Source organism: Brachybacterium huguangmaarense, assembly GCF_025725725.1.
In the GTDB taxonomy this organism is placed as follows: domain Bacteria; phylum Actinomycetota; class Actinomycetes; order Actinomycetales; family Dermabacteraceae; genus Brachybacterium; species Brachybacterium huguangmaarense.
Window position 1 is genome coordinate 1,473,953 of record NZ_CP107020.1, and the last position, 24,976, is coordinate 1,498,928.

At 70.4% G+C, this 24,976-nt stretch carries 22 protein-coding genes and 4 tRNA genes; 18 read left to right on the top strand and 8 right to left on the bottom strand.

Features of this window, described 5'->3' with window-relative positions; translation table 11 throughout:
- Positions 1–113 precede the first annotated feature (113 nt).
- Both aspT and BRM3_RS06475 read left to right on the top strand, forming a co-directional pair.
- Positions 114–1,823 (top strand): aspartate-alanine antiporter, encoded by a 1,710-nt coding sequence (gene aspT / locus BRM3_RS06470; protein WP_263595256.1) that lies wholly within the window; start codon positions 114–116, stop codon positions 1,821–1,823.
- 28 nt (positions 1,824–1,851) lie between these two features.
- Positions 1,852–3,483, top strand: coding sequence for a bifunctional aspartate transaminase/aspartate 4-decarboxylase (locus BRM3_RS06475; RefSeq protein ID WP_263595257.1), 1,632 nt, complete (start codon positions 1,852–1,854; stop codon positions 3,481–3,483).
- A 319-nt stretch (positions 3,484–3,802) separates the two neighbouring features.
- Here BRM3_RS06475 and BRM3_RS06480 read toward each other — a convergent pair whose 3' ends face one another.
- Positions 3,803–4,480, bottom strand: coding sequence for an SDR family NAD(P)-dependent oxidoreductase (locus tag BRM3_RS06480; RefSeq protein ID WP_263595258.1), 678 nt, complete (start codon positions 4,478–4,480; stop codon positions 3,803–3,805).
- 573 nt (positions 4,481–5,053) lie between these two features.
- On the opposite strand from BRM3_RS06480, the gene BRM3_RS06485 reads away from it, so the two are divergent.
- Genes BRM3_RS06485 through mnhG form a run of 7 tightly spaced genes read left to right on the top strand, consistent with a single transcriptional unit; the run spans position 5,054 to position 12,479 of the window.
- On the top strand, positions 5,054–5,638 hold the full coding sequence (locus tag BRM3_RS06485; protein WP_263595259.1) for a hypothetical protein: 585 nt from the start codon (positions 5,054–5,056) through the stop codon (positions 5,636–5,638).
- On the top strand, positions 5,635–8,562 hold the full coding sequence (locus BRM3_RS06490) for a Na+/H+ antiporter subunit A (protein ID WP_263595260.1): 2,928 nt from the start codon (positions 5,635–5,637) through the stop codon (positions 8,560–8,562). Before BRM3_RS06485 ends, BRM3_RS06490 begins: the two co-directional genes overlap by 4 nt.
- Positions 8,552–9,238, top strand: coding sequence for a Na(+)/H(+) antiporter subunit C (locus BRM3_RS15035; RefSeq protein WP_318152445.1), 687 nt, complete (start codon positions 8,552–8,554; stop codon positions 9,236–9,238). Before BRM3_RS06490 ends, BRM3_RS15035 begins: the two co-directional genes overlap by 11 nt.
- Complete coding sequence (locus BRM3_RS06500; protein ID WP_263595261.1) at positions 9,235–10,806, top strand: Na+/H+ antiporter subunit D; 1,572 nt, start codon at positions 9,235–9,237, stop codon at positions 10,804–10,806. Before BRM3_RS15035 ends, BRM3_RS06500 begins: the two co-directional genes overlap by 4 nt.
- Complete coding sequence (locus tag BRM3_RS06505; RefSeq protein WP_263595262.1) at positions 10,803–11,342, top strand: Na+/H+ antiporter subunit E; 540 nt, start codon at positions 10,803–10,805, stop codon at positions 11,340–11,342. The genes BRM3_RS06500 and BRM3_RS06505 overlap by 4 nt, the downstream gene beginning before the upstream one ends.
- Positions 11,339–11,797 (top strand): monovalent cation/H+ antiporter complex subunit F, encoded by a 459-nt coding sequence (locus BRM3_RS06510; protein WP_263595263.1) that lies wholly within the window; start codon positions 11,339–11,341, stop codon positions 11,795–11,797. Before BRM3_RS06505 ends, BRM3_RS06510 begins: the two co-directional genes overlap by 4 nt.
- Positions 11,784–12,479, top strand: a complete 696-nt coding sequence (gene mnhG, locus BRM3_RS06515) for a monovalent cation/H(+) antiporter subunit G (RefSeq protein WP_263595264.1) — start codon at positions 11,784–11,786, stop codon at positions 12,477–12,479. The genes BRM3_RS06510 and mnhG overlap by 14 nt, the downstream gene beginning before the upstream one ends.
- Before the next feature lie 39 nt (positions 12,480–12,518).
- On the opposite strand, the gene BRM3_RS06520 is transcribed toward mnhG, so the two are convergent.
- Together BRM3_RS06520 and BRM3_RS06525 are read right to left on the bottom strand one after the other, a co-directional pair.
- Positions 12,519–14,207: a formate--tetrahydrofolate ligase gene (locus tag BRM3_RS06520; protein ID WP_263595265.1), complete on the bottom strand. Its 1,689-nt coding sequence runs from the start codon at positions 14,205–14,207 to the stop codon at positions 12,519–12,521.
- A gap of 137 nt (positions 14,208–14,344) precedes the next feature.
- Positions 14,345–14,752 (bottom strand): hypothetical protein, encoded by a 408-nt coding sequence (locus BRM3_RS06525; RefSeq protein ID WP_263595266.1) that lies wholly within the window; start codon positions 14,750–14,752, stop codon positions 14,345–14,347.
- Between the two features lie 489 nt (positions 14,753–15,241).
- Between BRM3_RS06525 and BRM3_RS06530 the strand changes: the two genes are divergently transcribed.
- Entirely contained in the window at positions 15,242–15,535 is a 294-nt protein-coding gene (locus BRM3_RS06530; RefSeq protein ID WP_263595267.1) for an Abi family protein, read from the top strand.
- Between the two features lie 73 nt (positions 15,536–15,608).
- Positions 15,609–16,007, top strand: a complete 399-nt coding sequence (locus tag BRM3_RS06535) for a hypothetical protein (protein WP_263595268.1) — start codon at positions 15,609–15,611, stop codon at positions 16,005–16,007.
- 100 nt (positions 16,008–16,107) lie between these two features.
- On the opposite strand, the gene BRM3_RS06540 is transcribed toward BRM3_RS06535, so the two are convergent.
- Together BRM3_RS06540 and BRM3_RS06545 are read right to left on the bottom strand one after the other, a co-directional pair.
- Positions 16,108–16,180: transfer RNA gene (locus BRM3_RS06540), tRNA-Phe, on the bottom strand.
- A 192-nt stretch (positions 16,181–16,372) separates the two neighbouring features.
- A tRNA-Asp gene (locus BRM3_RS06545) sits at positions 16,373–16,446 on the bottom strand.
- 128 nt (positions 16,447–16,574) lie between these two features.
- Between BRM3_RS06545 and BRM3_RS06550 the strand changes: the two genes are divergently transcribed.
- The gene (locus BRM3_RS06550) at positions 16,575–16,961 is read left to right on the top strand and encodes a hypothetical protein (RefSeq protein WP_263595269.1); all 387 of its coding nucleotides are present in this window, start codon (positions 16,575–16,577) and stop codon (positions 16,959–16,961) included.
- Positions 16,962–17,015: 54 nt separating this feature from the next.
- Here the strand turns inward: BRM3_RS06550 and BRM3_RS06555 are convergent.
- Positions 17,016–17,091: transfer RNA gene (locus BRM3_RS06555), tRNA-Glu, on the bottom strand.
- 194 nt (positions 17,092–17,285) lie between these two features.
- Between BRM3_RS06555 and BRM3_RS06560 the strand changes: the two genes are divergently transcribed.
- A complete protein-coding gene (locus BRM3_RS06560; RefSeq protein ID WP_263595270.1) occupies positions 17,286–17,639 on the top strand; it encodes a metallopeptidase family protein in 354 nt (117 codons plus the stop codon).
- Between the two features lie 55 nt (positions 17,640–17,694).
- Here BRM3_RS06560 and BRM3_RS06565 read toward each other — a convergent pair whose 3' ends face one another.
- Together BRM3_RS06565 and BRM3_RS06570 are read right to left on the bottom strand one after the other, a co-directional pair.
- On the bottom strand, positions 17,695–18,381 hold the full coding sequence (locus tag BRM3_RS06565; RefSeq protein ID WP_318152446.1) for a response regulator transcription factor: 687 nt from the start codon (positions 18,379–18,381) through the stop codon (positions 17,695–17,697).
- Positions 18,360–19,487 (bottom strand): sensor histidine kinase, encoded by a 1,128-nt coding sequence (locus BRM3_RS06570; RefSeq protein ID WP_263595271.1) that lies wholly within the window; start codon positions 19,485–19,487, stop codon positions 18,360–18,362. Before BRM3_RS06570 ends, BRM3_RS06565 begins: the two co-directional genes overlap by 22 nt.
- A gap of 154 nt (positions 19,488–19,641) precedes the next feature.
- On the opposite strand from BRM3_RS06570, the gene BRM3_RS06575 reads away from it, so the two are divergent.
- From BRM3_RS06575 to BRM3_RS06595, 5 genes are all read left to right on the top strand, one after another.
- Entirely contained in the window at positions 19,642–21,276 is a 1,635-nt protein-coding gene (locus BRM3_RS06575) for an alpha/beta hydrolase (RefSeq protein WP_263595272.1), read from the top strand.
- Between the two features lie 129 nt (positions 21,277–21,405).
- Positions 21,406–21,478: transfer RNA gene (locus BRM3_RS06580), tRNA-Thr, on the top strand.
- A gap of 341 nt (positions 21,479–21,819) precedes the next feature.
- Positions 21,820–22,710 (top strand): aminoglycoside phosphotransferase/kinase family protein, encoded by an 891-nt coding sequence (locus tag BRM3_RS06585; protein ID WP_263595273.1) that lies wholly within the window; start codon positions 21,820–21,822, stop codon positions 22,708–22,710.
- Positions 22,711–22,807: 97 nt separating this feature from the next.
- Positions 22,808–23,290, top strand: coding sequence for a Fur family transcriptional regulator (locus BRM3_RS06590; protein WP_318152447.1), 483 nt, complete (start codon positions 22,808–22,810; stop codon positions 23,288–23,290).
- 119 nt (positions 23,291–23,409) lie between these two features.
- Positions 23,410–24,975: a catalase gene (locus BRM3_RS06595; RefSeq protein WP_263595274.1), complete on the top strand. Its 1,566-nt coding sequence runs from the start codon at positions 23,410–23,412 to the stop codon at positions 24,973–24,975.
- Position 24,976 lies beyond the last annotated feature (1 nt).

Here is a 24,976-nt window from a genome sequence, read left to right on the forward strand (position 1 = left end):
TGGGCGAGACGATGCCCGGTGCTAGCCTTGAATGCAGAAGGCACGAAGCGACCGGTCCTCACGTTCTGGCCGCCTCCGTTGCCACAGACGTGATGCACAGTGGAGGCACTTGAATGTTCGAGGCGGTCGCGAAGTTGCTGCAGGACAATCCGTTGATCGCACTGTTCTTCTGCGTGTCGCTGGGTTATCTGATCGGGAAGTTCCGTATCAGATCGTTCAAGCTCGGCGGGATCGCAGGAACACTGATCGTCAGCGTCGTGCTCGGACAGATCGGTATCAAGCTCGACGACAGCGTGCGAGGCGTCTTCTTCGCCCTGTTCATCTACGCGGTGGGGTTCCAGGGTGGCCCGCAGTTCTTCCGGGCGCTGAACAAGCGCTCGTTGAACCAGTTGCTGTCTGCCGTACTCACCTGCGTCCTGGGGCTTGTCACTGTCCTGATCGCGGCGTGGGTGTTCGGCCTTGACAGGGGCCTGGCCGCGGGGCTCGCCGCGGGGGGCCTTACGCAGTCAGCGATCATCGGGACGGCCGGCGATGCGATCGCCAAGCTGGGACTGCCGACGGATGTCACGCAGCAGATGCAGACCAACGTCGCTGTCGGCTATGCCGTCACCTACATCTTCGGATCGCTGGGACCGATCCTCCTGATCTCCTGGTTCCTGCCCATGATCCGGCGGTGGAACATCCGCCGTGAAGCAGTGAAGCTGGCGTCGGAGCTCTCGGGAGGCCACGCAGAGCTCGAGGCCGGGCAGTACAACGCCGTGCGCCGGATCATCACTCGCTACTACGGGGTCACGGCGGAGAGCCCTTGGGTCGGGAAGACCGTCGGCGACGTCGACCGTGTGCTCGCCGACGCGAGCATCGAGGACGTCCTGCGCGGTGGCGCGCACCACGAGGCCACCGCGAGCGACGTGCTGGCGGCGGGTGACAACGTTGCGGTCACCGGGACGATCGAGCGACTCGAAGCGTTGTCCTCGACGATCGGGAAGGAAGTCGTCCCTCCACAGGGAGCGATCGAGGTCGAAGAACGTCGCGACCTCGTGGTCACCAACAAGGAGCTCGTGGGAGCCGATATCGGGTCGATCCACGCTCGGCTCAATGATGCGGCGGACTACGGCGTGTTCCTCGTTGGTGCCCGCCGCAGTGGCCACGACCTGCCGTCTCTGTCGGGCGTCGAGGTGCACCGTGGCGACGAGATCGCCGTCATCGGGCGCCCCGCCGACCTCGACAGGGCGCAGAAGCTCCTGGGGTATCCGATCGGCGCTGCCGCCGTCACCGACTTCGTGTTCTTCGGTGTCGGTGTGGCTCTGGGCATGCTGATCGGCCTGATCGAGGTCCCGATCTTCGGGGTCTCGGTGTCCATCGGCGCCGGCGGCGGCTGCCTGCTGTCGGGTCTCGTCTTCGGGTGGCTGCGCGGCGTCCACCCCCGGTTCGCGTCCCTGCCCACCGGCGCCTCCAACTTCCTACGCGACTTCGGGCTGGCGGCGTTCGTGGGCGCAGTGGGACTGGGGGCCGGCGCCCAGGCTCTCTCGGCCATTCGCGAATCCGGGCTGACGCTGCTCCTGCTGGGTGTCGCCGTCACGGTGATCCCGACCGTCCTCAGCTTCTTCCTCTCCTATACAGTCCTGCGGATTCGCAATCCGATCGATCTGCTCGCCGCCATCGCAGGCGGCCGCAGCGCGAATCCGGCGTTCGCCGCTCTGATGGAGAAAGCCGGCAACGCAACCCCGGTCGTCCCGTTCACCGTCACCTACGCCGTGGCCAACGTCTTGCTGACCCTCTGGGGGCCCGTGATCATCGCACTCGTCACCGTCAACGCCTCCTGACTCCAACCCTTATGACAAAAGGAACGCCATGTCCTCGCAACCCACCCCGTCCTCCAGCAGCTCCCGCGCCCAGCAGGTCCTGACATCGTCCCCGCCCGCTACGGAACTCAGTCCCTTCGAGCTCAAGGACCTGCTGATCAAGGCGGCCTCCTCGGACACTCATCGGCTGATGCTGAACGCCGGCCGCGGCAACCCGAACTTCCTGGCCACACAGCCACGCCATGCGTTCCTGCGGCTGGGGGAGTTCGCGCTGCGGGAGTCCGAGCGGTCCTACTCCTACCTCGACAGCGGCTTCGGCGGACTGCCCAAGGAGACAGGACTCGTCGACCGGTTCGAGGTCTTCGCCAGCGGCCACGATCACGATGAAGGCGTCGCGTTCCTACGGGCGGCGATCTCGTACGTCGATGACCAGTTGGGCATCGACGCCGAGTCCTTCCTGGCCGAGGCCGTGACGGCGTTCCTCGGATGCCAGTACCCCGTCCCTCCGCGCATGCTCCCCAACGCCGAACGGATTGTCGCACGATACCTGCGCCAGCAGATGACCGGGGACCGCCCCACGGGTGACTTCGCGGTGTTCGCGACCGAGGGTGGGACCGCCGCGATGACCTATCTCTTCGAGAGCCTGTTCGCCAACGAGCTGCTGCATCCCGGGGACAAGATCGCCATCGGGACCCCGATCTTCTCGCCGTACCTGGAGATCCCGACCCTGCCGGGATACGACCTCGAGGTCGTCGACATCCGTATGGACCAGGACCACCAGTGGCAGTACCCCCAGGACGAGCTCGATAAGCTCCTCGACCCGGCTGTGAAGGTGTTCTGCCTCGTCAATCCCTCCAACCCGCCGTCGACGAAGCTGTCTGATGCGAGCCTGCGAACCATTGCCGAGCTGATCCAGTCCCGCCGCCCGGACCTCATCGTCATCACCGATGACGTCTACGGGACCTTCGCAGACGACTTCACGTCGCTGTTCGCCCTGGCACCCCGCAACACGGTCCTCGTGTACTCCTTCTCGAAGTTCTTCGGGGCCACCGGCTGGCGCCTCGGGACGATCGCCCTGCACGAGGACAACACGATCGACGCCGCACTGGCCGCCCAGCCCGACGAGATCCGCGACCGCCTCCGGACCCGGTACTCCTCACTGACCGAGGACGCCTCCACGCTGGGGTTCATCGACCGCCTCGTTGCGGACTCCCGCGCTGTCGCACTGAACCACACAGCGGGCCTGTCTCTGCCCCAGCAGCTGCAGATGACGCTGTTCGCCCTGCATGCACTCACCGATCGACTTGGCCGGTACCAGACCGCAGCCAAGTCCCTCATCCGGCACCGCGAGGCCACTCTGTATGCGAGCGCAGGAATGCCCGTCTATGACGCACCGGAGGACGTGGACTACTACACGCTGGTGGATCTGCAGCGCCTCGCCGGCCAGCTCTACGGGCAGGACTTCGCGGCCTGGTTCGAGAAGAAGGACCTCGGTCGCGACTTCCTGTTCCGCCTCGCACGGGAAACAGGTGTCGTGCTACTGCCCGGTAATGGCTTCGAGGTCGTCGACGCCAGCGCGCGCGTGTCCCTGGCCAACCTGACCGAAGCCGAGTACGTCTCGATCGGTCGCTTCACGAGAACCGTCCTCGACGAGTACCACGCGGACTACATCGCAGGTTGACCCGAGGGTTACCGCGGAAGCATCACGTCTACCGGTGAGCCAGGTGCGAGACCACGGAACGAAGCCCGATCGCCCTTGGTGCAGATGGATCCGTCATCGTGAGAGGTCCGAATGTGGTCGATGCGTCGCATAGGTTCTTCACTCAGGCCTACCAGACCCTGGCGTACGCGGCTCGTGACTACGCGTCCAGGGCCCCCAGCGTGCTGTGCGCGCTCCGCTTCTCGGTCGTAGCGGCCGGTGCGTTGGCTCACGGGCCCGGGGCTTCCTGAAGAGGCTCCTGCTCCTCGCCGGCCGTGCGCCATCGTTGTGACACCGGGAACTAGACGTTCACCCCGCGGATCCTGTGCCCGACGGCGATGGACTCGCCCGAGATCGCACCGGCAATCGGTGATACGAGATAGGTGATGGTCGACGCCACCTGGTCGGGCGTGGACCAACCCGCGGCACCGATGCTCGGGATGGCTCCGTTCCTCTCGCCCACCGGACCCGGATTGACCGTGTTGACCGTGAGACCGCTGCCGGCATGCTCATCGGCCAATCCCTTGGCTGCGAGATTCAGGACCGCATTGCGGGCAGCGGCCATGATGCTCGATGTCGACCATGCGTTCTGTCCGCTGACGCCCACGATCCGTCCGTAATGTGCGTCGAGGAACGTCGGCAGCACCGCATTGGCGACGCGGAGAAACCCCAGTGCTTTGGTGTCGATTGCCTGGCCGACAGCGTCAGGAGCTGACGACTGGGAAGGAGCGAGGGTGCTAGCAGGCGGGGCGGCGGATACCACCAGTCCGTCGAGACGGCCATGCTCGTCGAGCACCCGACGTATGGCGCCACGCACCGAGTCGTCGTCGGCCAGGTCCATCTGCACGTCAGCTTTCGGGCTCCGGGAGCTCGACAATGCGACCGCTCCCTCTTGCCGCAAGGTATCGACCACAGCTCGTCCGACGATTCCCCTCCCGCCCACGACGAGGATGACACGGTCGTTCAGTTGCAAGTCCATCGACGACTCCTCCGAACAGTGCGACTCAACACGTCGCCACAGGGTTTCTTAAAGACTACCCACACCCACACGAGAGAGCCATTTCTCCGCGGATCCGACATGCCCGCTCGGGCGCGTTGACAACTCAGGACCGGGGCTAAGGAAGTACATCAACATCTGGTAAATATTCGAGCGGACATTCAGGCACTCGGATATCGGGTGACGCCTATCGACGAATGGTGGGTCCGCGCTGCAGCGGAGGATGATTCGGGTCGATAGCGGCGCCGCCGCGACAAAATTGTCGGCTGCGGCAGGCGGGTTCGATTCTCGGGTCGGCCTCGGTTGAATCGTCCCGGGTGCGGCCAAGGCTCCGACCCGACGGGAAGATGGTCAGCGCGGCTGCTCCGTCGCGGACATGCAGGAGCGTCAGGTCGTCAGCGGCGCGCCGCGGACATCGGCGGTGGAGGGAGCTCGTGTGGTGGGCACCGGGCATCTGCGCCCCTCGGTGGCCTGTGGATCGGTGCCGAGCGCGCGGGGCCCGGGGTCGAGGCACACGTAGAACAGCAGATGAGCGAGAAGGGAAGGTCGGAGCACGTGGACGACGCCCTCCGCCTGGAGATCTACGACGAGCTGTTCCATCTGGCAGCAGAGGAGTTCTCGTTGCGGTGCGAGATCCAGCGGGATGCTCATGGCATGAGGACGGTCGTGCTGTCCACGTCATCAGCGCACGATGGGGACGTGGCCACCGTGGAGTTCGGGGACGGGCTCTTCCGGGTGGACGCACGAGGGTTCTTCACCGCGGATGCCGACGTCTGGGACGACGATCCTCGCGATCCGGCCTCGGACTCCGCCGAGGAGATTCGCCGGATGGTCGAGATCGCGGCCACGATGCTCGAGGGGACGTGGCGGGAGGAACTGCGGCGACGGACCTGGCGCTTCTGGCGATGGAAGCGCGTCGCCCTCGTGACCCTGAGCGACGGGAGCGTCGTGGGGCTGACCGGTCCGCCGGTGCAGCGGGCGCCGTCGGCTGCGACGGTGACGCTCGCCCCACCCCCAGACCCCCATCAGCCACCGCCTCGTAGAATGGTCACGCACACCCCGGGCGCCCAGAGCACCGAGTCCCCGCTCGCGCCCGGCCCTGTCCCCTGCCCGCCGACCATCCGGACGGAGAGCGCGTGATCATCTTCCTCCTCGCCCACCTGGCAGCTGCCCTCATCGGGCCGGCCCTCGTGCGCGCGATGGGGCGCAACGCGTTCTATCCCCTGGCCCTCGCGCCGGGCGCGACCGGCGTGTGGACAGCGTTCCAGGGCCCCGCCGTCCTCGACGGTCGGCCGTACGAGCAGTCGGCGCCGTGGATCCCCGCCTTCGGGATCGACCTCGCCTTCCGGCTCGACGTCCTCTCGTGGGTGCTGCTGCTCATCGTGAGCGGGGTGGGCGCCCTCGTGCTGGCCTACTGCGCCCGCTACTTCAAGAACACCGAGGTGGGCCTCGGGCGCTTCGCGGGCGTCTTCACCGCCTTCGCGGGCGCCATGGCGGGCCTCGTGGTCGCCGACGACGTCATGGTCATGTTCACCTTCTGGGAGCTGACCACGATCTTCTCCTATCTGCTGATCGGCCACTACGCCGACAAGCAGGCCTCGCGCCGTGCCGCCATGAACGCGCTCGTCTCCACCACCGCGGGGGGTCTCGCGATGATGGTGGGCCTGCTGATGCTCGCGCACGCCGCGGGCACGATGCGCCTGAGCGGCATCCTCGCCTCGAGCATCTGGGAGCACGCCGGGCCGTTCCTCGTCACCGCCGTGGTGCTCGTGATCGCGGGCGCCGCGAGCAAGTCCGCCCTGGTCCCCACCCACTTCTGGCTCCCCGGGGCAATGGCCGCGCCGACCCCCGTCTCTGCGTACCTGCACGCCGCGGCGATGGTCAAGGCCGGCATCTACCTGATCCTGCGGCTCGGCCCCGGCCTCGGCCACGTGCCCTCGATCAGCGTGCTCATCGCGGTGCTCGGCGCCGCGACCATGCTCGTCGGCGGCTGGCGCGCCCTGCGCCAGGTCGACATCAAGCTGCTGCTCGCCTACGGCACCGTCTCCCAGCTCGGCTTCATGGCCGCCATCGCAGGCATCGGCGCCCAGGCCGCAGGGCTCGCCGCCCTCGCTCTGCTCATCTCCCATGCCCTGTTCAAGGCCCCGCTGTTCATGGTCGTCGGCATCATCGACAAGAAGTTCGGCACGCGCGACCTGCGGCGCCTGCACGACACGTGGCGCGAGGCGCCCGTCGTCGCCGTCGTCGGCGTCCTCTCGGCGGCCTCCATGGCGGCCGTCCCGCCGCTGCTCGGCTTCGTGACCAAGGAGGCCGTCTTCACCGCCCTGTGGGAGGGCCCGACGCCCCAGAAGGTCCTGCTGGTCGCGCTCGTCGCCGGGAGCGTCCTGACCGTCGCCTACTCGTGGCGCTTCGTGCGCGGCGCCTTCGGGCCCGGCACGGACGGCCCCTGCGCCACCCACCCCACCATCCCCATCGGCTTCTGGGCGCCGCCCACGCTCATCGCAAGCCTGTCGATCGTGCTGCCGTTCGTCGCGACACCCCTCGAGCACGCCCTGCACGGCTACTCCGAGACGCTCCGTGCGACCGACGCGGGCGCGCACCTCGTGATCATCCCGCACCTCGGAGCGCCGCTCGTCGCGAGCCTCGTGGCGATCGGTCTGGGCATCGTTCTCGCCGTCCTCGCCGCCCCCGTCGAACGGCTTCAGCGCGCGCTCTCGCCGCAGTCCCACGGCGCGGATATCGAGGAATGGGTCGACGCGGAGAAGACCTTCCGGCGTCTCATGCGCGGGACCGACCGCATCGCGGTCGCGGTCACCGGCCTGTTCCAGCGCGGCTCGCTGCCGTACACCCTCGGCACCATGTTCGTCGTGCTCATCGCGCTCACGGTGCCCGTCGCCCTCCAGCTCGGCGCGCTGCCCACCAACCTCGTGTGGTTCTTCCATCCCGCCGAGGCCCTCGTGCTCGTGATCGCGGCCCTCGGCGCGATCGGCGCGGCCCGCTCGCGTCGTCGCCTGCGCGCCGTGTTCCTGGTGACCGTCACCGGCTTCGTCGTCGCCGTGCTGTTCCTGATGTGGGGCGCCCCCGACATCGCGACCACGCAGGTGCTCGTCGAGACCCTGCTGACGGTCGTGATCGTGCTCGTGCTGCGGCGCCTCCCGCTGTACTTCTCGAGCCGCCCGCTCAAGTCGGACCGGTGGGTGCGCTGGGCCATCGCGATCGGCACCGCCGCGGTCCTGTGCGGGATCGCGCTCGTGGCCGCGGGCGCCCGCAACGCCGATCCCCTGGGACGGGGTCTCATCGAGGCGGCCTATCGCATCGGCGGCGGCCACAACGTCGTCAACGTCGCCCTCGTCGACGCCCGCGTGTGGGACACGATGGGCGAGATCTCGGTGCTGCTCGTGGTCGCGACGGGCGTCGCGTCCCTCATCTTCGTCACCCGGCGCGAGCAGCGGATCCCGCGGGTCCGGGACCTCGAGAACACCGATCCGATCTGGCGACGGCGCGACTCCCAACAGCTCCCGGACAACGTCCTCAACTTCGACGCCCGCCCCGACCATGTCGCGGGCAACCGCTGGCGCACCTGGCTGTCGGCCGGCCTCACCCTCGCGCCCGAGCGCCGCATGGTGATCTTCGAGGTCATCACCCGGCTCGTGTTCCCGCTCATGATGATGTTCTCCGTGTACCTGCTGATGGCGGGGCACAACCATCCCGGTGGCGGCTTCGCGGGCGGCCTCGTGGCCGGTCTCGCGCTCACCCTGCGCTACCTCGCGGGCGGTCGCTATGAGCTCACCGAGGCCGCTCCCGTCCAGGCCGGCCTCGTGCTCGGCACCGGCATGGCGATCGCCGTGCTCGCGGGCATCGCGCCCCTCGCCTTCGGCGGCGGCATCTTCGACTCGCTCAACGTGGCCCTGCACCTCCCGGTGCTGGGGGAGACCCACCTCGCCTCGGCCCTCGTGTTCGACGTGGGCGTCTACCTGGTCGTGATCGGCGTCGTCCTGGACTTCCTGCGCTCGCTGGGATCGCAGATCGACCGACAGCAGGAGGCCGAGCTCGATGCCCGTTAGTCTCGCCCTGCTGCTGACCGCGGGCGTCCTGATCGCGTGCGGCGTCTACCTGTTCCTCGAGCGCACCCTGACCCGGGTGCTGCTCGGCTTCATCCTCGCCGGCAACGGAGTGAACCTGCTGTTCCTCGTCGCCGCGGGCCCGCCCGGGCGCGCCCCGTTCCAGGGCGACGGCGACGAATCCACCATGAGCGACCCGCTGCCCTTCGCGATGGTGCTGACCGCGATCGTCATCACCCTCGGTGTGTCCGCCTTCGTCTCCGCCCTGGCCTATCGTGCCTGGCAGCTCTTCGGCCACGACGAGGTCCCCGACGACCTCGAGGACCGTCGCGTGCTGCGCCGCAGCCGCAGCCGCCGGGTCTCCCGGCGCCACGCGGTGCGCGCCGGGGCGGACCTCGCGAGCGCCGAGGGGGTCGCCGACGCGCCCGACGAGTCCGCGCCGCCCGAGGAGGGCGGCCACGCCCCCGGGGCGGGCACCCTCTCCGAGCGCCATCGTCACGGCGCGCTCGCCGAGGCCCAGGGGCGCGGCGCCGAGGCAGAGGACCTCGACACCGACGAGGCGGCCGGTGCCGAGGAGCCGGACGAGGGAGGCGACGACCCGCTGGGCGGGGACCTCTCCTCGGCCACCGACGCGCCGATGGACACGACGGAATGCGACGAGGACGAGGAGGAGCGATGAGCATCGAGCTCCTCCTGGCCCTGCCCGTCATGCTCCCGCTCGCGGGCGCCGCCTTCACGCTGCTCGTGCGCCACGTCGTGCGCCTCCAGCTGGGACTCACGATCGGCACGCTCAGCGCGATCCTGCTCGTGGCCGTGATCCTCGCGATCCACGTGAGCGAGCACGGGACCCTCGTGCTCCAGATCGGGCGATGGACCCCGCAGCTCGGGATCGTGCTCGTGATGGACCGCCTGTCGGCGCTCATGCTCGTCGTCTCCGCGGTCGTGACCCTCGCCGTCCTGATCTACTCGAGCGCACAGTTCGTCTCGGAGAACTCCGAGCGCACCCCCGTCGCGATCTACCACCCCACCTACCTCGTGCTGGTCGCGGGCGTGTCCATCGCCTTCCTCGCGGGCGACCTGTTCAACCTGTACGTCGGCTTCGAGGTGCTGCTGTCGGCCTCCTACGTGCTGCTGACCCTCGGCGGCTCGGCGAGCCGGATCCGCGCGGCGACCACCTACGTGATCGTGTCGCTGCTGTCCTCGCTGCTGTTCCTCGCGGGCATCGCGGCGATCTACGCGGCCTGCGGCACCGTCAACATGGCCGAGCTCGCGCTCCGGCTCGACCGGATCGACGCCGGTCCCCGTCTCGCGCTCGAGCTGATCCTGCTCGTCGCCTTCGCCATCAAGGCCGCGATCTTCCCGCTGTCGGCATGGTTGCCCGACTCCTATCCGACCGCGCCCGCCCCGGTGACGGCCGTGTTCGCGGGCCTGCTCACCAAGGTCGGCATCTACGCGATCATCCGCCTCGAGACGCTGTTGTTCCCCGCCTCCCAGCTGTCCCACCTGCTGCTCGCCGCGGCCGGGCTGAGCCTCGTCATCGGGATCCTGGGCGCGCTCGCCCAGACCGACCTCAAACGTGTCCTGTCCTTCACGCTCGTCTCCCACATGGGCTACATGCTGTTCGGGATCGGCCTGTCCACCCGCCTCGCGATGGGCGCGACCATCTACTACGTCGCCCACCACATCACCGTGCAGTCCACGCTGTTCCTCGCCGCGGGGCTCATCGAGCAGCGCGGCGGCACCACCAACCTCGCACGCCTGGGGGGCCTGGCCAAGCTCGCCCCCGCGATCGCGGTGCTGTTCTTCGTCCCGGCCATGAACCTCGCCGGGGTCCCGCCGCTGTCCGGGTTCATCGGGAAAGTCGGCCTGATCGAGGCCGGTATCGCCGTGGACACGACCGCCGCCTGGATCCTGGTGGGCGTCAGCGTGCTCACGAGCCTGCTCACCCTGTACGCGATGGCGAAGATCTGGAACCGCGCGTTCTGGCAGCCCGCCCCCGCGGACGCCGAGCTCGACAGCCCCGACCGGCGCGTGCCGCGCATCATGCTCGGCGCGACCGGTGCGCTCGTGGCCTTCTCCCTCCTGCTCACGGTCGCGGCCGGCCCGCTCCTGCAGTACACCGACGAGGCCGCCCGCTCCGTGCTCGCCCGCAGCCCGTACGTGAGCGCGGTGCTCGGCGACGACGCCGCGGCGGGCCTGCTGTACCGGATCGACGAGTCCGGCCAGAAGGTGGTGGAGGTCGGATGAGACAGCGCCTCCGCGAGGCCCCCTCCCACTGGCTCGAGATCCTCGGCGCGACCGTGTTCTGGTGCCTGCTGTGGGGCGGCCGCTTCAGCCCCTCGGACGTCCTGGGCGGTCTGCTCGTCGCCGCGGTCGTCGTGATCCTGTTCCCCCTGCCCCGCCTGAGCGTCGAGCTGACCCTGCGGCCCTGGTCGTTCCTCACCTTCGTCGCCCGGTTCCTCGCCGACATGTTCGTCTCCTCGCTCCAGGTCTCGTGGTATGCGCTGCGGCCCTCCGGCACTCCCGGCAACAGCGTCATCGCGGTCCAGCTCCGCTCGCGCTCGGACCTCTTCCTCACCGCGACCGGCATGCTGTGCACCCTCGTGCCCGGCTCCGTGGTGGTCGAGGCCCAGCGCTCGACGGGCACCCTGTTCCTCCATGTCATCGGGGCGTACGACACCGCGACCGTGGAGGCGGCCCGGCAGCGGGTGCTGCGCCAGGAGGAGCGCGTGCTGCGAGCCCTCGCCCGCCGCGACGTGCTCGAGGGGGCGCACCTGCCATGACCTTCGAGACCGGACTGCTCCTCGTCGCCGGGATCCTCGCGATCGCCGGCGTGCTCATCGTCGTGCGCATCATCACCGGGCCGACGATCCTGGACCGTGCCGTCGGATCCGACATGCTCGTGGTGCTCATGGTGATGGCGCTCGCCGTCTACACCGCGTCCTCACGCACCACGTACGCGGCGGCCGCGATGCTGTCGCTCACGGGCCTGTCGTTCATGGCGAGCGTCGCAGTGGCCCGCTTCGTGTCACGGGAGGACGCCTCGGGCGCCCGTCGACCCGGTGCCTCGGGTTCGGATGCGCGCGGTGATCACCGCGAGGCGATCAGTGCCCCCGGCGAGGCCGTGCTCGACGAGCACGCGGCGGCCGATCCCGAGCGCGGTGCGGACGCCCCCCGCGAGATCGGCACGGAAGCCCCCGTCGACGGGGACGGAGGTGAGCGCCATGACGGCCGCTGAGATCGTCGCCCTCGTGCTCATGCTCCTCGGTGCGCTCCAGACCCTGATCGCCGCGATCGGCCTGCAGCGCTTCCCCGAGGTGCTCACCCGCATGCATGCCGCCTCCAAGCCCCAGACCGTGGGTCTCATCCTCATCATGCTCGGCGTGGCCGTGGCGCTCGGCTCGGTCGCGGGCGTCGCCCTGGCCCTGCTCGTCGTGCTCGCGCAGATGGTCACCGTGCCCGTCTCGAGCACGATGGTCGCGCGCGCCGCCTTCCGCCGCGGCTTCGCGCGCGGCGGCCGCTACGTGACCGATGAGCTCACGCCGCGCCTGGCCCGCTCGCTCGACGAGGACGACGACGAGGACGGCTTCATCGACGAGGACGCCCTCGCGAAGGTCGACGAGAACTTCCACGGCGACACCGAGCGCTTCCCGACCAACGTCGTCGCCGCGCACGACCGCAGCGACCTCTCCCGGATCTCCAACTGGGACGAGGAGGAGTCCGAGCCGCTCTCCCGAGGCGACGAGATGGACATCGACGCCGACGACCTGCTCGACCCCGAGGACGCGCGGGCGGCCGAGGAGGAGGCCGAGCGGGCCGCGGCGGAGGACGACCTGTCCGAGGACCTCACGGGCCAGGAGGTGCCCAGCGGGGACGACGACGCGCACGAGCCCGACCCGGACGAGATGCCCCAGCGCTGAACCGGGCCGACCGCCCAGGGGACGGGCGGCCCGCGGGCCTCAGAAGAGCCCGACGGCGTTGCCCTCCGCGTCCACGCCCATGCGCAGGGCGGCCGGCTCCCGGGGCAGACCGGGCATCGTCATGATGTCGCCCGTGAGCGCGACGACGAAGCCCGCCCCGATCTTCGGCACGAGGTCCCGCACGTGCAGCACGTGCCCGCTCGGCGCCCCGAGCAGGGTCGGGTCGTCCGAGAACGAGTACTGGGTCTTGGCCACGCACACGGGCAGCCGGTCCCAGCCGTGGCGGGCGAGCATGCGCAGCTGAGCGGGCGCGCGCCCCTCGAGCTCGACGCGATCGGCGCCGTAGATCCGGGTCGCGATCGTGGTCAGCGACGCCTCGATCCCGTCGCACGGGTCGTAGAGATGACGGAAGGCGCCCCCGTCCTCGAAGGCGGCCGCGACCTGGTCGGCGAGATCGAGGGCGCCCTCGCCGCCGCGGGCCCACACCTCCGAGCGCGCCGCCCGGAAGCCCCGCTCGCCGGCCCACGCGAGCACCGCCTCGAGCTCCGCGTCGGTGTCGTTGGGGAAGCGGTTGAGGGCGATCACCGGCTCGAGCCCGAAGCCGCGGATGTTCTCGACGTGCCGGTGCAGGTTGGCCGTGCCCGCGAGCGCGGCCTCGACGTCCTCCCGGTCGAGCTCGGTCCGGGCGACGCCGCCGTGCATCTTCAGGGCGCGCACGGTCGCGACCACGACCACCGCGTCCGGGGTGAGGCGACCGAAGCGGGCCGTGATGTCGAGGAACTTCTCGGCGCCCAGGTCGGAGCCGAAGCCCGCCTCGGTGACCGTGACCTCCGAGAGCGACTGGGCCAGGGCGGTCGCGGTGAGCGAGTTGCAGCCGTGGGCGATGTTCGCGAACGGGCCCCCGTGCACGAGCGCCGGGGTGCCGCCGAGGGTCTGCACCAGGTTCGGGTTGATCGCGTCCTTGAGCAGCAGAGTGATCGCGCCCTCGACGCGCAGGTCGGCGACCGTCACCGCCTCGCGGTCGTACGTGAAGCCGACGACCATGGCCGCGATGCGCCGCTGCAGGTCGTGGATGTCGCGCGCCAGGCACAGGATCGCCATGATCTCGGAGGCGACGACGATGTCGAAGCCGTCCTCGCGCGGCACGCCCTGGAGCGGACCGCCGAGACCGATCACGACGTGGCGCAGGGCCCGATCGTTGACGTCGACGACTCGCTTGATCTGCAGGCGTCGCGGGTCGATGCCGAGCGCGTTGCCCTGCTGGATGTGGTTGTCGACGAGCGCGGCGAGCGTGTTGTTCGCGATCTGGATCGCGTGGAAGTCGCCTGTGAAGTGCAGGTTGATGTCCTCCATCGGGACCACCTGCGCGTAGCCGCCGCCCGTGGCCCCGCCCTTGATGCCCATGATCGGGCCGAGCGCCGGCTCGCGCAGCGCGACCATCGTGCGCCGCCCTCGCAGCGTGAACGCGTCGGCCAGGCCCACCGTGGTGGTGGACTTGCCCTCGCCCGCCGGGGTGGGGGACATCGCGGTCACGAGCACGAGGCGGTGCTCGCCGTCGCCGCTGCGCGTGGGCGTCGAGGCGGCCAGGGCGCGCAGATCGACCTTGGCCTTGGTGCGGCCGTAGGGGATGAGCGCCTCGGCGGGGATGCCCGCCCGCGCGGCGATGGTCTCGATGGGCTCGAGCGTCGCGGCCTGCGCGATCGCGAGGTCCGGGTTCTCCGATGACATCCTCGTCATGCTCCTGGGGTTCGCGGTGGGGGAGGGCGACCGCGGATCGCGCGGCACGCCGGGGTCCAGCCTAGGCGCGCCGGATGCGACGAGGGAGCGGATCGGCGCCGGTCGGCCGGCCGATCACGCCCGCCTGCTCATCCGAGGCCGAGCGTGCCCGGCGTGCACGGCTCGGCGTCCACGTGCGCGTGCAGGACGGCGATGCCGCTCTGGTCGTCGATGCGCAGCGTCGCGCCGTGCGCGTCCGTGGCCTCGACGTAGGCGCGCGCGCCCGAGCGCTCGGGGGGTCCGAACTCCCCGCAGCCGGCGTCGTCCGCGGCGGGCTGGGCGGCCTCGGTCACCCGGCCCCAGCCCTCCTCGCCGCGCACGCCGTCGAGCGGGCTCGCGGCATCCCAGGTGCCGGCCGAATAGGTGCAGCCGTCGTCCTCGGCGCGCACCGCGCGCGAGCTCTCCTGATGCTCCCACGGGCCGCCCAGGTCTCCGAGCGACGCCGCCACCGCCGCGCCGACCTCGTCGTAGTGGGCCACGGCCCGGTCCGCAGGCATCGGCTCCACGCCTCCGCACGCGACGAGCGCGAGGGGTGCGATCGCGAGCGCCAGCAGAGGGTGCGGGCGAGCGTGCCGGGGCGCACGCACCAGGAGCCTCCTCGGTCGTCGATGGGCAGTCCTCCCCATCGTAGGCGCGCTGGTTCCGGCATACCCTGGCCGGACGCACCCGCGGACGCGGCGGGGCCCGGACCGCGGAGGAGGTCGGGATCATGGCGTTCCTGGGAGCCGACGTCCAGGCGCTCCTCGCGTGCGCACGACGGATGGACCAGCACGGGTCCCGCCTCCGCGAGATCGCCGACGAGCTCGCGGCGCGCGTGGGCGCCGCCACCTGGATCGGCGCCGACGCCGAGAGCTTCCGCGAGCGCGTCGACGCGCAGGCCCGTACCGGTCTCGACGACGCCGCGGTGCGCCTGTCGGGCCGCGGTGCGCCTGTCGGGAGGGGCCCACGATCTGGCCCGCCACGCGCGAACAGGGTTCGCCTACCGAGTGAGGGCACTGGTCTACCTCCGCAACCGCTGCGCTCACCACAGCCGCCTGTGGCACCACTCGGTGATCGATGCGGGACCGACGCCGAACAATGTGCGGGCGAAGGCGAAGCGTCTCGCAGGCCAGTTCGAACCGCGCTCGGTTCTCGACGTCGTCGCCTCCCTCAGCGATGTCCTGGTGCGCGGCAACGCGACGCCACCGATCCTGCAAGCCTTCGCGGACCAGTACCGAGGGCACGAAGAATTCTGGAACGGCCTCGTCCGACCGGTCTCTCCCCGCGATCATCACGAATGACACGGTCCCGGCCGGGTGAGTCGCGCGGGTCGGAGCAAAGGTGAACCGCCGGGGGCGCTCGAACCTCAGCGGCATGTTCGCGCTGGCCGTGGGCGGCGGCGCGTCCCCTCGCAGTCCGGTTCGCGACGTCGAGTGCACCGCCACACCGAAGGGCAGGAAGGGGGCGTCGGCGTTCTCTCCGTCCGAGCTGCCGGATCTCATGAAGAAGCTCCGTGCCGCGCCCTCACTCATCGACCAGGACACGGTCGAGCTGTTCGAATTCATGCTCGCCTCGGCCAGAAAGGCCGGCGAGGCGTGTGCACTCGGCGTGCCCCCGGTGGGCTTCGATGCCGGCATGGCCGACGCCGAGGCGACCGATGTGCGGGTGAAAGGGCGTGGAGTCGTCCGCACGCCGATGCCTAGACCCATGCGCCCGGGCGGAACACTCCGCTGCCCGCCGCTACTCTCGAGATGCTCCGCTGACGGCACGTGAGGAGTGGACGACCACACCGCATGGAAGTGCCCGCCAGCGCGAGAACCCGATCTCGGGCATGAAAGAACCCCCGCGATGTAGAAGCTACGCGGGGGTTCAGTGGCTCCGACCGGCGTCGATCCGGTGACCTTTCGATTTTCAGTCGAACGCTCTACCAACTGAGCTACAGAGCCGAGGTCGCACGCGGGCGACCGGGGTTCAGCGTAGCAGGGCGATCGTGCACGTACCAATCGGGATCGGCCACTGAGAGCGAGGCCACGCCGAGGTTCGGGGCCGCGTCGCCCGGTCCGAACGGCGGGATCGGATCATCGCTCGGCGGCATGCGAGAGGCCCCGGAGCGTGTGCTCCGGGGCCTCTCGTGGCGGCGACCCTGACCGGGCTTGAACCGGCGACCTCCGCCGTGACAGGGCGGCACTCTAACCAACTGAGCTACAGGGCCTCATGCGTGTCATCTGCGCTCCCGCGCTTCCGACCTCGACAACTCTACCGGACGTTCGACGGCGTCAGGACCAGTTCGGCTGTGAGTCACCTCGCAGCGATCGGGTACCCGGGGGCATACTGGCCGGCGTGGTTGCCAGCGCCCCCATGAACCCGTCCGCACCCTCGGCTCCGCCGGCCGGGCCGACACGGTCCGCGTCCAACCCGGCGGGGATCGTCTCGCTCATCGGCGGGATCCTCGTCGTCCTGCTCTCGATCCTGTCCCAGGGCGTGAACCTGCTGGTTCCGCTCGTCTCCTACCGCTACGACATGAACCCGGCCCACCTGGTGCTGCTGACGGCGGTCCCCATCGTCCTCGTCGCCCTCGTGACGGTGGTCGTGGGCATCATCGGGATCGTCCAACGGGATCGCCCCCGCGGCGCTGCGATCGCGGGCACGGCCATCGGCGCCGCGCATCTGGCGGTCATCGTCGGCGGCTGGACCCTGAACCTGATCCTCAGCGCCATCCTGCGCTGATGCGCTCGACGCCTTCGATTCCGCCGGACATGGCGACCTCGGCGCGGATGCTGCTGGTACCCCCAACGGGATTCGAACCCGTGTCGCCGGCGTGAAAGGCCGGTGTCCTGGGCCACTAGACGATGGGGGCCCGATCGGCCGGTGACCACGGTCCGCGGAATCCGCGGCGTGCACCTCGTGCCGAGCGCACCGAGCATAGCGGCCGCGCGCCCCAGCGGGCCACCGAATCAGGGACGATGCGGCACAGGCGACACCCTGACGGCCTCGGGCCGCCCCCGCGTGCCGCCGCCCCGTTCATTCAGGGGCGCCTGTCACGATGGCCCCATGATCTCGATGAGCCCCGACGACTTCGGCGAGGCGGTCGACGACGCCCTGGACTCGCTGCCCGACGAGGTCGCCCGCGCGATCGCCGAGGCCAACGTCGTGATCCTGGTCGAGGAGGAGCCGCCGCCGGGGCCCGAGCTGCTGGGCCTGTACGTCGGGATCCCGCTCGATCGCCGCAGCGTGTTCGACGGCTACGCCGAACCTGACCGCATCCTCATCTTCCGCGGGCCGCTGCAGCGACACTCGGTCTCCCGCGGCCACCTCGTCGAGCAGATCCGGGTCACGGTGCTGCACGAGCTCGGTCACCTGTTCGGCATGAGCGAGGCCCGCCTGCACGAGCTCGGCTGGGGCTGAGACCCGGCCTGCTCGGCGGGCCGGTCCGAGTCGGCCGTCGGCGTCGGGACACCGCTCAGGCGGGCGGCTGGTCGATCGCGGTGAGCCCCGCCTCGTGGGCGATGATCGCGATCTGCACCCGGTTGGTGCAGTCGAGCTTGGAGAAGATCTTCGAGACGTGCGCCTTGACGGTCGCCTCCGACATGAACAGCCGCGCCCCGATCTGCGCGTTGGACAGGCCCGCGCCCACCGCCCCGAGCACCTCGGTCTCGCGCTCGGTGAGGGTGTCGAGGCCCGCGTGCGGCTCGGGAGCCGAGCCCGGGTTGGCCTGCGAGAAGTGCGAGAGCATGCGCCGGGTGACGGTGGGGGCGAGCATCGCGTCGCCGCGCGCCACGACGTGCACCGCCTGGATCAGCTCGGTGGGCGGCGTGTCCTTGAGCAGGAAGCCGCTCGCGCCGGCCTCGAGGGCCGTGAACACGTACTCGTCCATGTCGAACGTCGTGAGCATGATGATCGCCGGATGGTCAGCGAGCGCCGTCACGGCCTTCGTCGCCGCGATCCCGTCCATCGTCGGCATCCGCACGTCCATGAGCAGCACGTCGGGCCGATGGCGGTGCACGAGCTCGACGGCGCCGCTGCCGTCGCCGGCCTCGCCGACCACCTCGATCCCGGGGTCGGCCCCCAGGATCATCGAGAGCCCCGCCCGCACGAGCGCGTCGTCGTCGACCAGACCCACCCGGGTCAGACCTGTGCGGTCGGCCACGGGATCACCGCCTTCACTGCGAATCGTCCGTCCTCGGTGGGACCCGATGTGATCGACCCGCCCGCGTGCAGGACGCGGGTCTCGATCCCCGACAGTCCCATCCGGGCTCCCGGCAGATCCGTCTCGAATCCCTGAGGAAGCACGTTACTCACCTCGACCACCAGGTCGCCGCCCGGCTCGCCGATGAGGGCCACGCGAGCTCGCGTGTGCCGGGCGTGCTTGTGGATGTTGGTGAGCGACTCCTGCACGACCCGGTACATGGTGCGCGCGAGCGCGTCGGGCACCGGGTCGTCGACGAAGTCGAAGAGGTCCACGGCCACGCCCGCGTCCTTCGAGGACTCCACGAGGCGCCGCACGTCCTCCCACGTCGGCTGGGGCGCGAGCGGCGCGCCGTCATCGGCCCCGCGCAGCACCCCGAGCACCTGACGCAGCTCCGAGAGCGCCTCGGTCGCCGTGGTCCGGATCAGGCCGGCCGACTCGGCGACCTTGTCGCGGTCGAGGTTGGGGTTGACCTCGAGAGCCCCGGCCTGCAGAGCCACGAGCGAGATCTTGTGGGCCACGATGTCGTGCATCTCCCGGGCGATACGGGTGCGCTCCGCACGCCGCGCCTGCTCCTCGGCGATCGCCTGGCGGCGCTCGGCCTCGTCGGCCCGCTCCTGCAGGCCGATCAGCAGCAGGCGGCGCGCCCGGTCGTACATGCCCAGCACCATCGTCACGCCGACGACCAGGGCGCTCACGAGGGCCCACAGCAGCATCGGCGCGGGCCGGGTCTGGAAGATCGGCACCATCGCGGACATCGTCGCGAGCAGCCCCACCAGGAACGTCGGTGCCCGGCGCGGGGAGCGCACCGCGTAGCTGAACGTCGCGCCCAGCAGCACCACGAGCGACCACGCGAAGCCGTTGACCACCAGGAGGAGAGGCAGCAGCCAGCGCCACCAGCGGTGACGCCCCAGCAGCGCGAGGCCGGCGACCAGGGCCACGACGGCCCGCACGAGCCCGGCCGCGTCGGTCGCCACGATCAGCGCGGGCACCATCTCGGCGAGCACGAGGACGACCACCAGGGCGTCGCGCCATCTGGCGCTCCGGTTCCCCCGCGGCGCTTCCACGCGCTCACTGTAACGACTCCGGACCCGGCGTCCGCAGGACCCGGGGAACAGCGAAGGGGCCAGAGGGCCGCGCCGCTCCTGAGCACTCGCGTGACGCACCCCGCCCCTAGGATGGGCGCGTCCGACCCCGGGACATCCCCACGAAGGAGCTGCCATGGACACGCGACGCCCCGCCCGACTGGTGACGGCCCTGGCCGCGCTCACCCTGGCCCTGACGGGCTGCAGCATCCTCCCCTTCGGCGGGACCGCGACCTCCCCGAGCTCCGACTCCTCGGCCTCCGACGGCGGCTCGGGCTCGGGCGGCGATGCCGGCGACGGCAAGCTGCCCGAGATCGGCACCTCGGCGGCGGCCGACCTCGACGGCGACCCCGCGACCGACGAGAAGTACAGCTCGTACTACTCCCAGCAGATCGACTGGCAGCCGTGCGAGGACTACACCGGCGCCCGCTGCGGCTCGATCACCGTGCCCAAGGCCTGGAACGACCCGTCGAAGGGCGACATCACCCTGCAGATGATCGACGTGCCCGCGACGGGGCAGAAGAAGGGGTCGCTGCTGATGAACCCGGGCGGACCCGGCGGCGGCGGCGTCGAGTTCGTGGGCGACTCGGGCACCTCCATCGTGAGCGAGTCCGTGCGCGAGAACTACGACCTGATCGGCTTCGACCCGCGCGGCGTGGGCACCTCCGACCCGATCAGGTGCCTCGACGACGCCGACACCGACGAGTACCTCGCCGACACCTACGACATGCTCACGCCCGACGGCCTGTCCCGCGGCAAGGAGTGGATGCAGCGCATCGCCGACGCGTGCGAGCAGAACTCCGGGGACCTGCTGGGCTACATGGACACCGAGTCCGCCGCGCGCGACATGGACGTGATGCGCTCGGCCGTCGGCTCCGAGAAGCTCGACTACCTCGGCTTCAGCTACGGCACGTACCTGGGCGCCACCTACGCCGACCTCTACCCGAGCCGCACCGGCAAGTTCATCCTCGACGGCGCGATCGACCCGACCCTCACGGGTGACGAGATGGTCGCCGGCCAGGCCAAGGGCTTCGAGGACGCCGTGCACGCCTTCGCCCAGTGGTGCATCGACCAGGGCTCGGACACGTGTCCCCTCAAGGGGACCGTCGACGAGGGCGTCCAGCAGATCCGCGACTTCTTCGCCGCGACCGACGAGACGCCCGTCGCGACCAACGACTCCGCCCGCCCGCTGACCGGCGCCCTCGCCCGCTCGGGCGTGCTCGTGGGCATGTACAACGACCAGAACTGGAGCTACGTCGCCCAGGGCCTGCAGGGCGCGATGAACGGCAACGGCTCGCTGCTGCTGTACCTCGCCGACCTGTCGAGCGAGCGCGGCGACGACGGCCACTACACCGGCAACGGGACCTACTCGATCACCGCCGTGAACTGCCTGGACCACCCGGCCGTCGAGGACGAGACCTGGATGCAGGAGCAGGCGGAGTCGCTCGCCGAGACCTCCCCGACGTTCGGCGGCTCGATGGGCTTCACCGGCATGGCCTGCGGGCTGTGGCCCGAGGGCCCCGTGCGCAAGCCGGCCGAGATCCACGCCAAGGGCAGCGACCTGATCGTCGTCATCGGCACCACCGGCGACCCCGCCACCCCGTACCCGTGGGCGCAGGCGCTCGCCAAGCAGCTCGACAACTCCACGCTCATCACGTGGGAGGGCGAGGGCCACACCGCCTACGGCCGTTCCGGCGGCTGCGTCGAGGACGCCGTCGACCAGTACATCCTGGACGGCACCGCGCCCGAGAAGGATCTCGTCTGCTCGTGAGAGCGGGCGAGGTCCGGGGGGAGCGAGTTCATGGTGGAGCCAGGGGTGACGAGCCCCTCACGCCCCCGCTTTGCGCCGCAGCCTCGGGTTCTCGTAGAGTGATCCGGTCCGCGCCACGTGCGAGGGCGTGCCGCCTTAGCTCAGTCGGCAGAGCGATTCACTCGTAATGAATAGGTCTGGGGTTCGATTCCCCAAGGCGGCTCCGACTCCACGAAGCCCCGCCGGTCCGATGACCGGCGGGGCTTCGTGCATGCGGGAAGCACGGCGGGGACGATGGGGCCCGCGTGTGGGGAGCCTGCGCGCCGGTGGCCCGTGCGTTGGTGGTCTCCCTGTCGGTGGCCGGCCCCGTCGCGGATCGAGATCGCCTTTTCGGGCGGAATTCTCGCCGAATTCCACCCGAAAAGGCGATCTCGATGGCGCGGTGCCGGACCGACAGACAGGGAGCGCCGGAGAGCGCACGGACGCCGCCCGGATCGGCGGTCCCGAGCGGCGGGCATCCCCAGTCCGGTGGCGACGTCCGGGCGGCGCGTTAGCGTGAGGGCCGTGAACGCCACGCCGCCTTCGGGCTCGGGAGGACTCCTCGCCGAGCACTGCCTCGCCCTCCTGCGGGCACGTGAGGGAGCCGCGTACGTCCTGGAGCGGCGGCTCGCGGGAGGTCGACAGGGTGGTGCCTGGCTCGTCCGCGACGCGGAGAAGCGTCCCGCCGTCCTGAAGGCCACGGTGGACCCCGGCCTGCTCGCACGCCGACGAGAGACGTCCGCGCTCGTCCGCGCACTCGTCGCCCGCGGCTATCCGACGCCCGCCTGGATCCACGACGGCGTCTCCGAGGACGGGGTGGCCTATGTCGTCTCGGAGTACGTCGAGGGCAGCACCCCTGCCTGGGCCGAAGTCGACGTGCGGCAGCTCCTCGATGCGATCGAGCTGCAGAAGAGGGTCGCCGCTCCGTCCGCCCAGACCTGGAGCGACTATGCCCAGCACGTCGCCTCGGACCACTCGCCGACGATGCGCGGCCTCGAGGGGAGAGGGGCCGCCGTCGAGCGGCTGCTCGACAGGGCGAGTTGCGGGCTGCGGTCTCTCGGCGAGATCGACCTGCCGCGATCCGACGCCGTGCACGGGGATCTCGAACTCGGGAACACGATCAGCGTCGCTGACCGCGTCGTCGTCGTGGACATCGACGCGTGCGGACCCGGCACCCGTGCCCTCGACCATGCATGGCTCTACCGGGACGCGGCCCGGCACGGTGCCGCGGACTCCGTCTGCTCCCAGATCCGCGCGGCCGGGTCGGCTGTCGCCGGGGAGGCCGTCTTCCGCTTCTGCCTCGTCGTCGCGTGCCTCGAGCTCGTCGCCTTCGTGGCCGCACACGGCACGGCCGCATCCCTGTCCGTCGAGGCCGACCACGCCCGGCGATGCCTGGAGCGCGCGGCTCGGCGGTGAGCGTCCCGAGCGCGCCGGTCCCGCAGGGCGTGCGACCGCACGGTCGGACCCGGTCGTTTTCTTGACCCAGTCCAGAATGCGCCGTACGGTGGAGGGCATGATGACACCACGTCAGGACACGGCATCGGCGGAGACCACTCCGTTCGAGGCCGACCTGCGTGCCGCGGGTCTGCGGGTGACCGCCCCGCGACTGGCCACGCTCGCCGTCATCGCCGAGCGCCAGCACTCCGACGCCGACGCGATCGCGACCGCCGTGCGCGACCGGCTGGGCACCGTGTCCAAGCAGGCCGTGTACGACGTGCTCAACGCGCTCACCGCCGCGGGCCTGGTGCGGCGGATCTCCCTCGACGAACGGCGCGCCCGCTTCGAGGTGCACCGCCACGACAACCACCACCACCTGATCTGCCGCTCGTGCGGCCGGATCGAGGACGTGCCGTGCGTGGTCGGCGTGGCCCCGTGCCTGAGCCTGCCGGACGACCGCGGCTTCACCGTCGAGGAGGCCGACGTCGTCTACCGCGGCCTGTGCGCCGAGTGCAGCGCCGCGGCCGCCGCGCGAGCAGGAGACCCCGCGGCGTCCTGACAGCGCCTCGCGCGGATCGTTCCGCCGCTCGGGTGCCGGGCTCCCGGCCCGCCGCCCGCCCCATGACCGTCCACCCGTCCACCCACGAGTTCCGCTCATCGCCCCGAGGAGGAATCAGCATGACCCAGAAGCAGGACCACGAGTACCCGGGCTTCGACCCGGCCAAGCCCTCGACCACCGAGTCCGGCGCCCGCCGCGAGTCCGACGCCAACTCCCTGTCCGTCGGCCCCGACGGACCGCTGATGCTGCACGACGTCGCCCTCGTCGAGAAGCTCGCCCGCTTCGACCGCGAGCGCGTCCCGGAGCGCAGCCCCCACGCCAAGGGCTCGGGCGCGTTCGGCGAGTTCGAGGTCACCCACGACGTCAGCCAGTACACCAGGGCGAAGTTCCTGCAGCCCGGCGCCACCACGCCGATGCTCGCGCGCTTCTCCACGGTCGCCGGCGAGCTCGGCTCGCCCGACACCTGGCGCGACGTCCGCGGCTTCGCGCTGAAGTTCTACACCGAGGACGGGAACTTCGACATGGTCGGCAACAATACGCCGGTCTTCTTCGTCCGCGACCCCATGAAGTTCCCCGACTTCATCCACTCCCAGAAGCGCATGCCCGACTCCGGCCTGCGCAGCAACAACATGCAGTGGGACTTCTGGAGCCTCTCCCCGGAGAGTGCCCACCAGGTGGCCTACCTCATGGGCGACCGCGGCCTGCCCAAGTCCTGGCGCCACATGAACGGCTACTCCTCCCACACCTACCTGTGGGTCAACGAGGCGGGGGAGAGGTTCTGGGTCCAGTACCACTTCCACACCGACCAGGGCGTCGAGAACCTCACCAACGAGGAGGCCGGCAAGCTCGCGGGCGAGGACGCCGACTACCACCGCCGCGACCTGTTCGACGCGATCGAGCGGGGCGACTTCCCGTCCTGGACCCTGAGCGTGCAGATCATGCCGTACGAGGACGCCAAGACCTACCGGTTCAACCCCTTCGACCTCACCAAGACGTGGTCGCACAAGGACTACCCGCTGCACGAGGTCGGGCGCTTCACCCTCAACCAGAACCCGTCCAACCACTTCGCGCAGATCGAGCAGGCCGCCTTCAGCCCGTCCAACACGGTGCCGGGCACGGGCGTCTCGCCCGACAAGATGCTGCTGGGCCGCGTGTTCTCCTACCCGGACGCGCACCGCAACCGCATCGGCGTGAACTTCAACCAGCTGCCGGTCAACGCGCCGCTGACGCCCACCAACTCCTACGACAAGGAGGGGCAGATGCAGTTCCACCACACGGGCAACGCGCCCGTGTACGCCCCCAACTCGTACGGGCGCGCCTACCAGGACGCCCAGGGGCCGGTGGACAACGGCTGGGAGGCCGACGGCGCGCTCGTCCGCGCCGCGTACACCCTGCACGCCGAGGACGACGACTTCGGCCAGGCGCACACGCTCGTGCGCGACGTGTACTCCGACGAGGAGCGCGAGCGGCTCGTCGAGACCGTCGCCGGGACGCTGATCCCCGACGTCGAGGAGCCGGTCCTCTCGAACGTCTTCGCCTACTGGCGTCACATCGACCAGGAGGTCGGCGACCGCATCGAGGCCGCGTACCACGCCGCGAAGGGCGATCAGGTGCCCGGCGGCGACCCCAAGGACGGCCAGCCCGACGCCGTGCTCGGCGAGGCCCGCACGAACGCCGGCAGCTGAC

Bases quoted from the DNA above. Each gene is read 5' to 3' on its own strand.
- BRM3_RS06575 (WP_263595272.1), top strand. From the start codon at position 19,642: ATGGACACGCGACGCCCCGCCCGACTGGTGACGGCCCTGGCCGCGCTC.
- BRM3_RS06560 (WP_263595270.1), top strand. From the start codon at position 17,286: ATGATCTCGATGAGCCCCGACGACTTCGGCGAGGCGGTCGACGACGCC.
- BRM3_RS06590 (WP_318152447.1), top strand. From the start codon at position 22,808: ATGATGACACCACGTCAGGACACGGCATCGGCGGAGACCACTCCGTTC.
- BRM3_RS15035 (WP_318152445.1), top strand. From the start codon at position 8,552: ATGCCCGTTAGTCTCGCCCTGCTGCTGACCGCGGGCGTCCTGATCGCG.
- mnhG (WP_263595264.1), top strand. From the start codon at position 11,784: ATGACGGCCGCTGAGATCGTCGCCCTCGTGCTCATGCTCCTCGGTGCG.
- BRM3_RS06595 (WP_263595274.1), top strand. From the start codon at position 23,410: ATGACCCAGAAGCAGGACCACGAGTACCCGGGCTTCGACCCGGCCAAG.
- BRM3_RS06480 (WP_263595258.1), bottom strand. From the start codon at position 4,480: ATGGACTTGCAACTGAACGACCGTGTCATCCTCGTCGTGGGCGGGAGG.
- BRM3_RS06520 (WP_263595265.1), bottom strand. From the start codon at position 14,207: ATGTCATCGGAGAACCCGGACCTCGCGATCGCGCAGGCCGCGACGCTC.
- BRM3_RS06510 (WP_263595263.1), top strand. From the start codon at position 11,339: ATGACCTTCGAGACCGGACTGCTCCTCGTCGCCGGGATCCTCGCGATC.
- BRM3_RS06475 (WP_263595257.1), top strand. From the start codon at position 1,852: ATGTCCTCGCAACCCACCCCGTCCTCCAGCAGCTCCCGCGCCCAGCAG.
- aspT (WP_263595256.1), top strand. From the start codon at position 114: ATGTTCGAGGCGGTCGCGAAGTTGCTGCAGGACAATCCGTTGATCGCA.
- BRM3_RS06535 (WP_263595268.1), top strand. From the start codon at position 15,609: ATGTTCGCGCTGGCCGTGGGCGGCGGCGCGTCCCCTCGCAGTCCGGTT.
- BRM3_RS06525 (WP_263595266.1), bottom strand. From the start codon at position 14,752: ATGCCTGCGGACCGGGCCGTGGCCCACTACGACGAGGTCGGCGCGGCG.
- BRM3_RS06505 (WP_263595262.1), top strand. From the start codon at position 10,803: ATGAGACAGCGCCTCCGCGAGGCCCCCTCCCACTGGCTCGAGATCCTC.
- BRM3_RS06500 (WP_263595261.1), top strand. From the start codon at position 9,235: ATGAGCATCGAGCTCCTCCTGGCCCTGCCCGTCATGCTCCCGCTCGCG.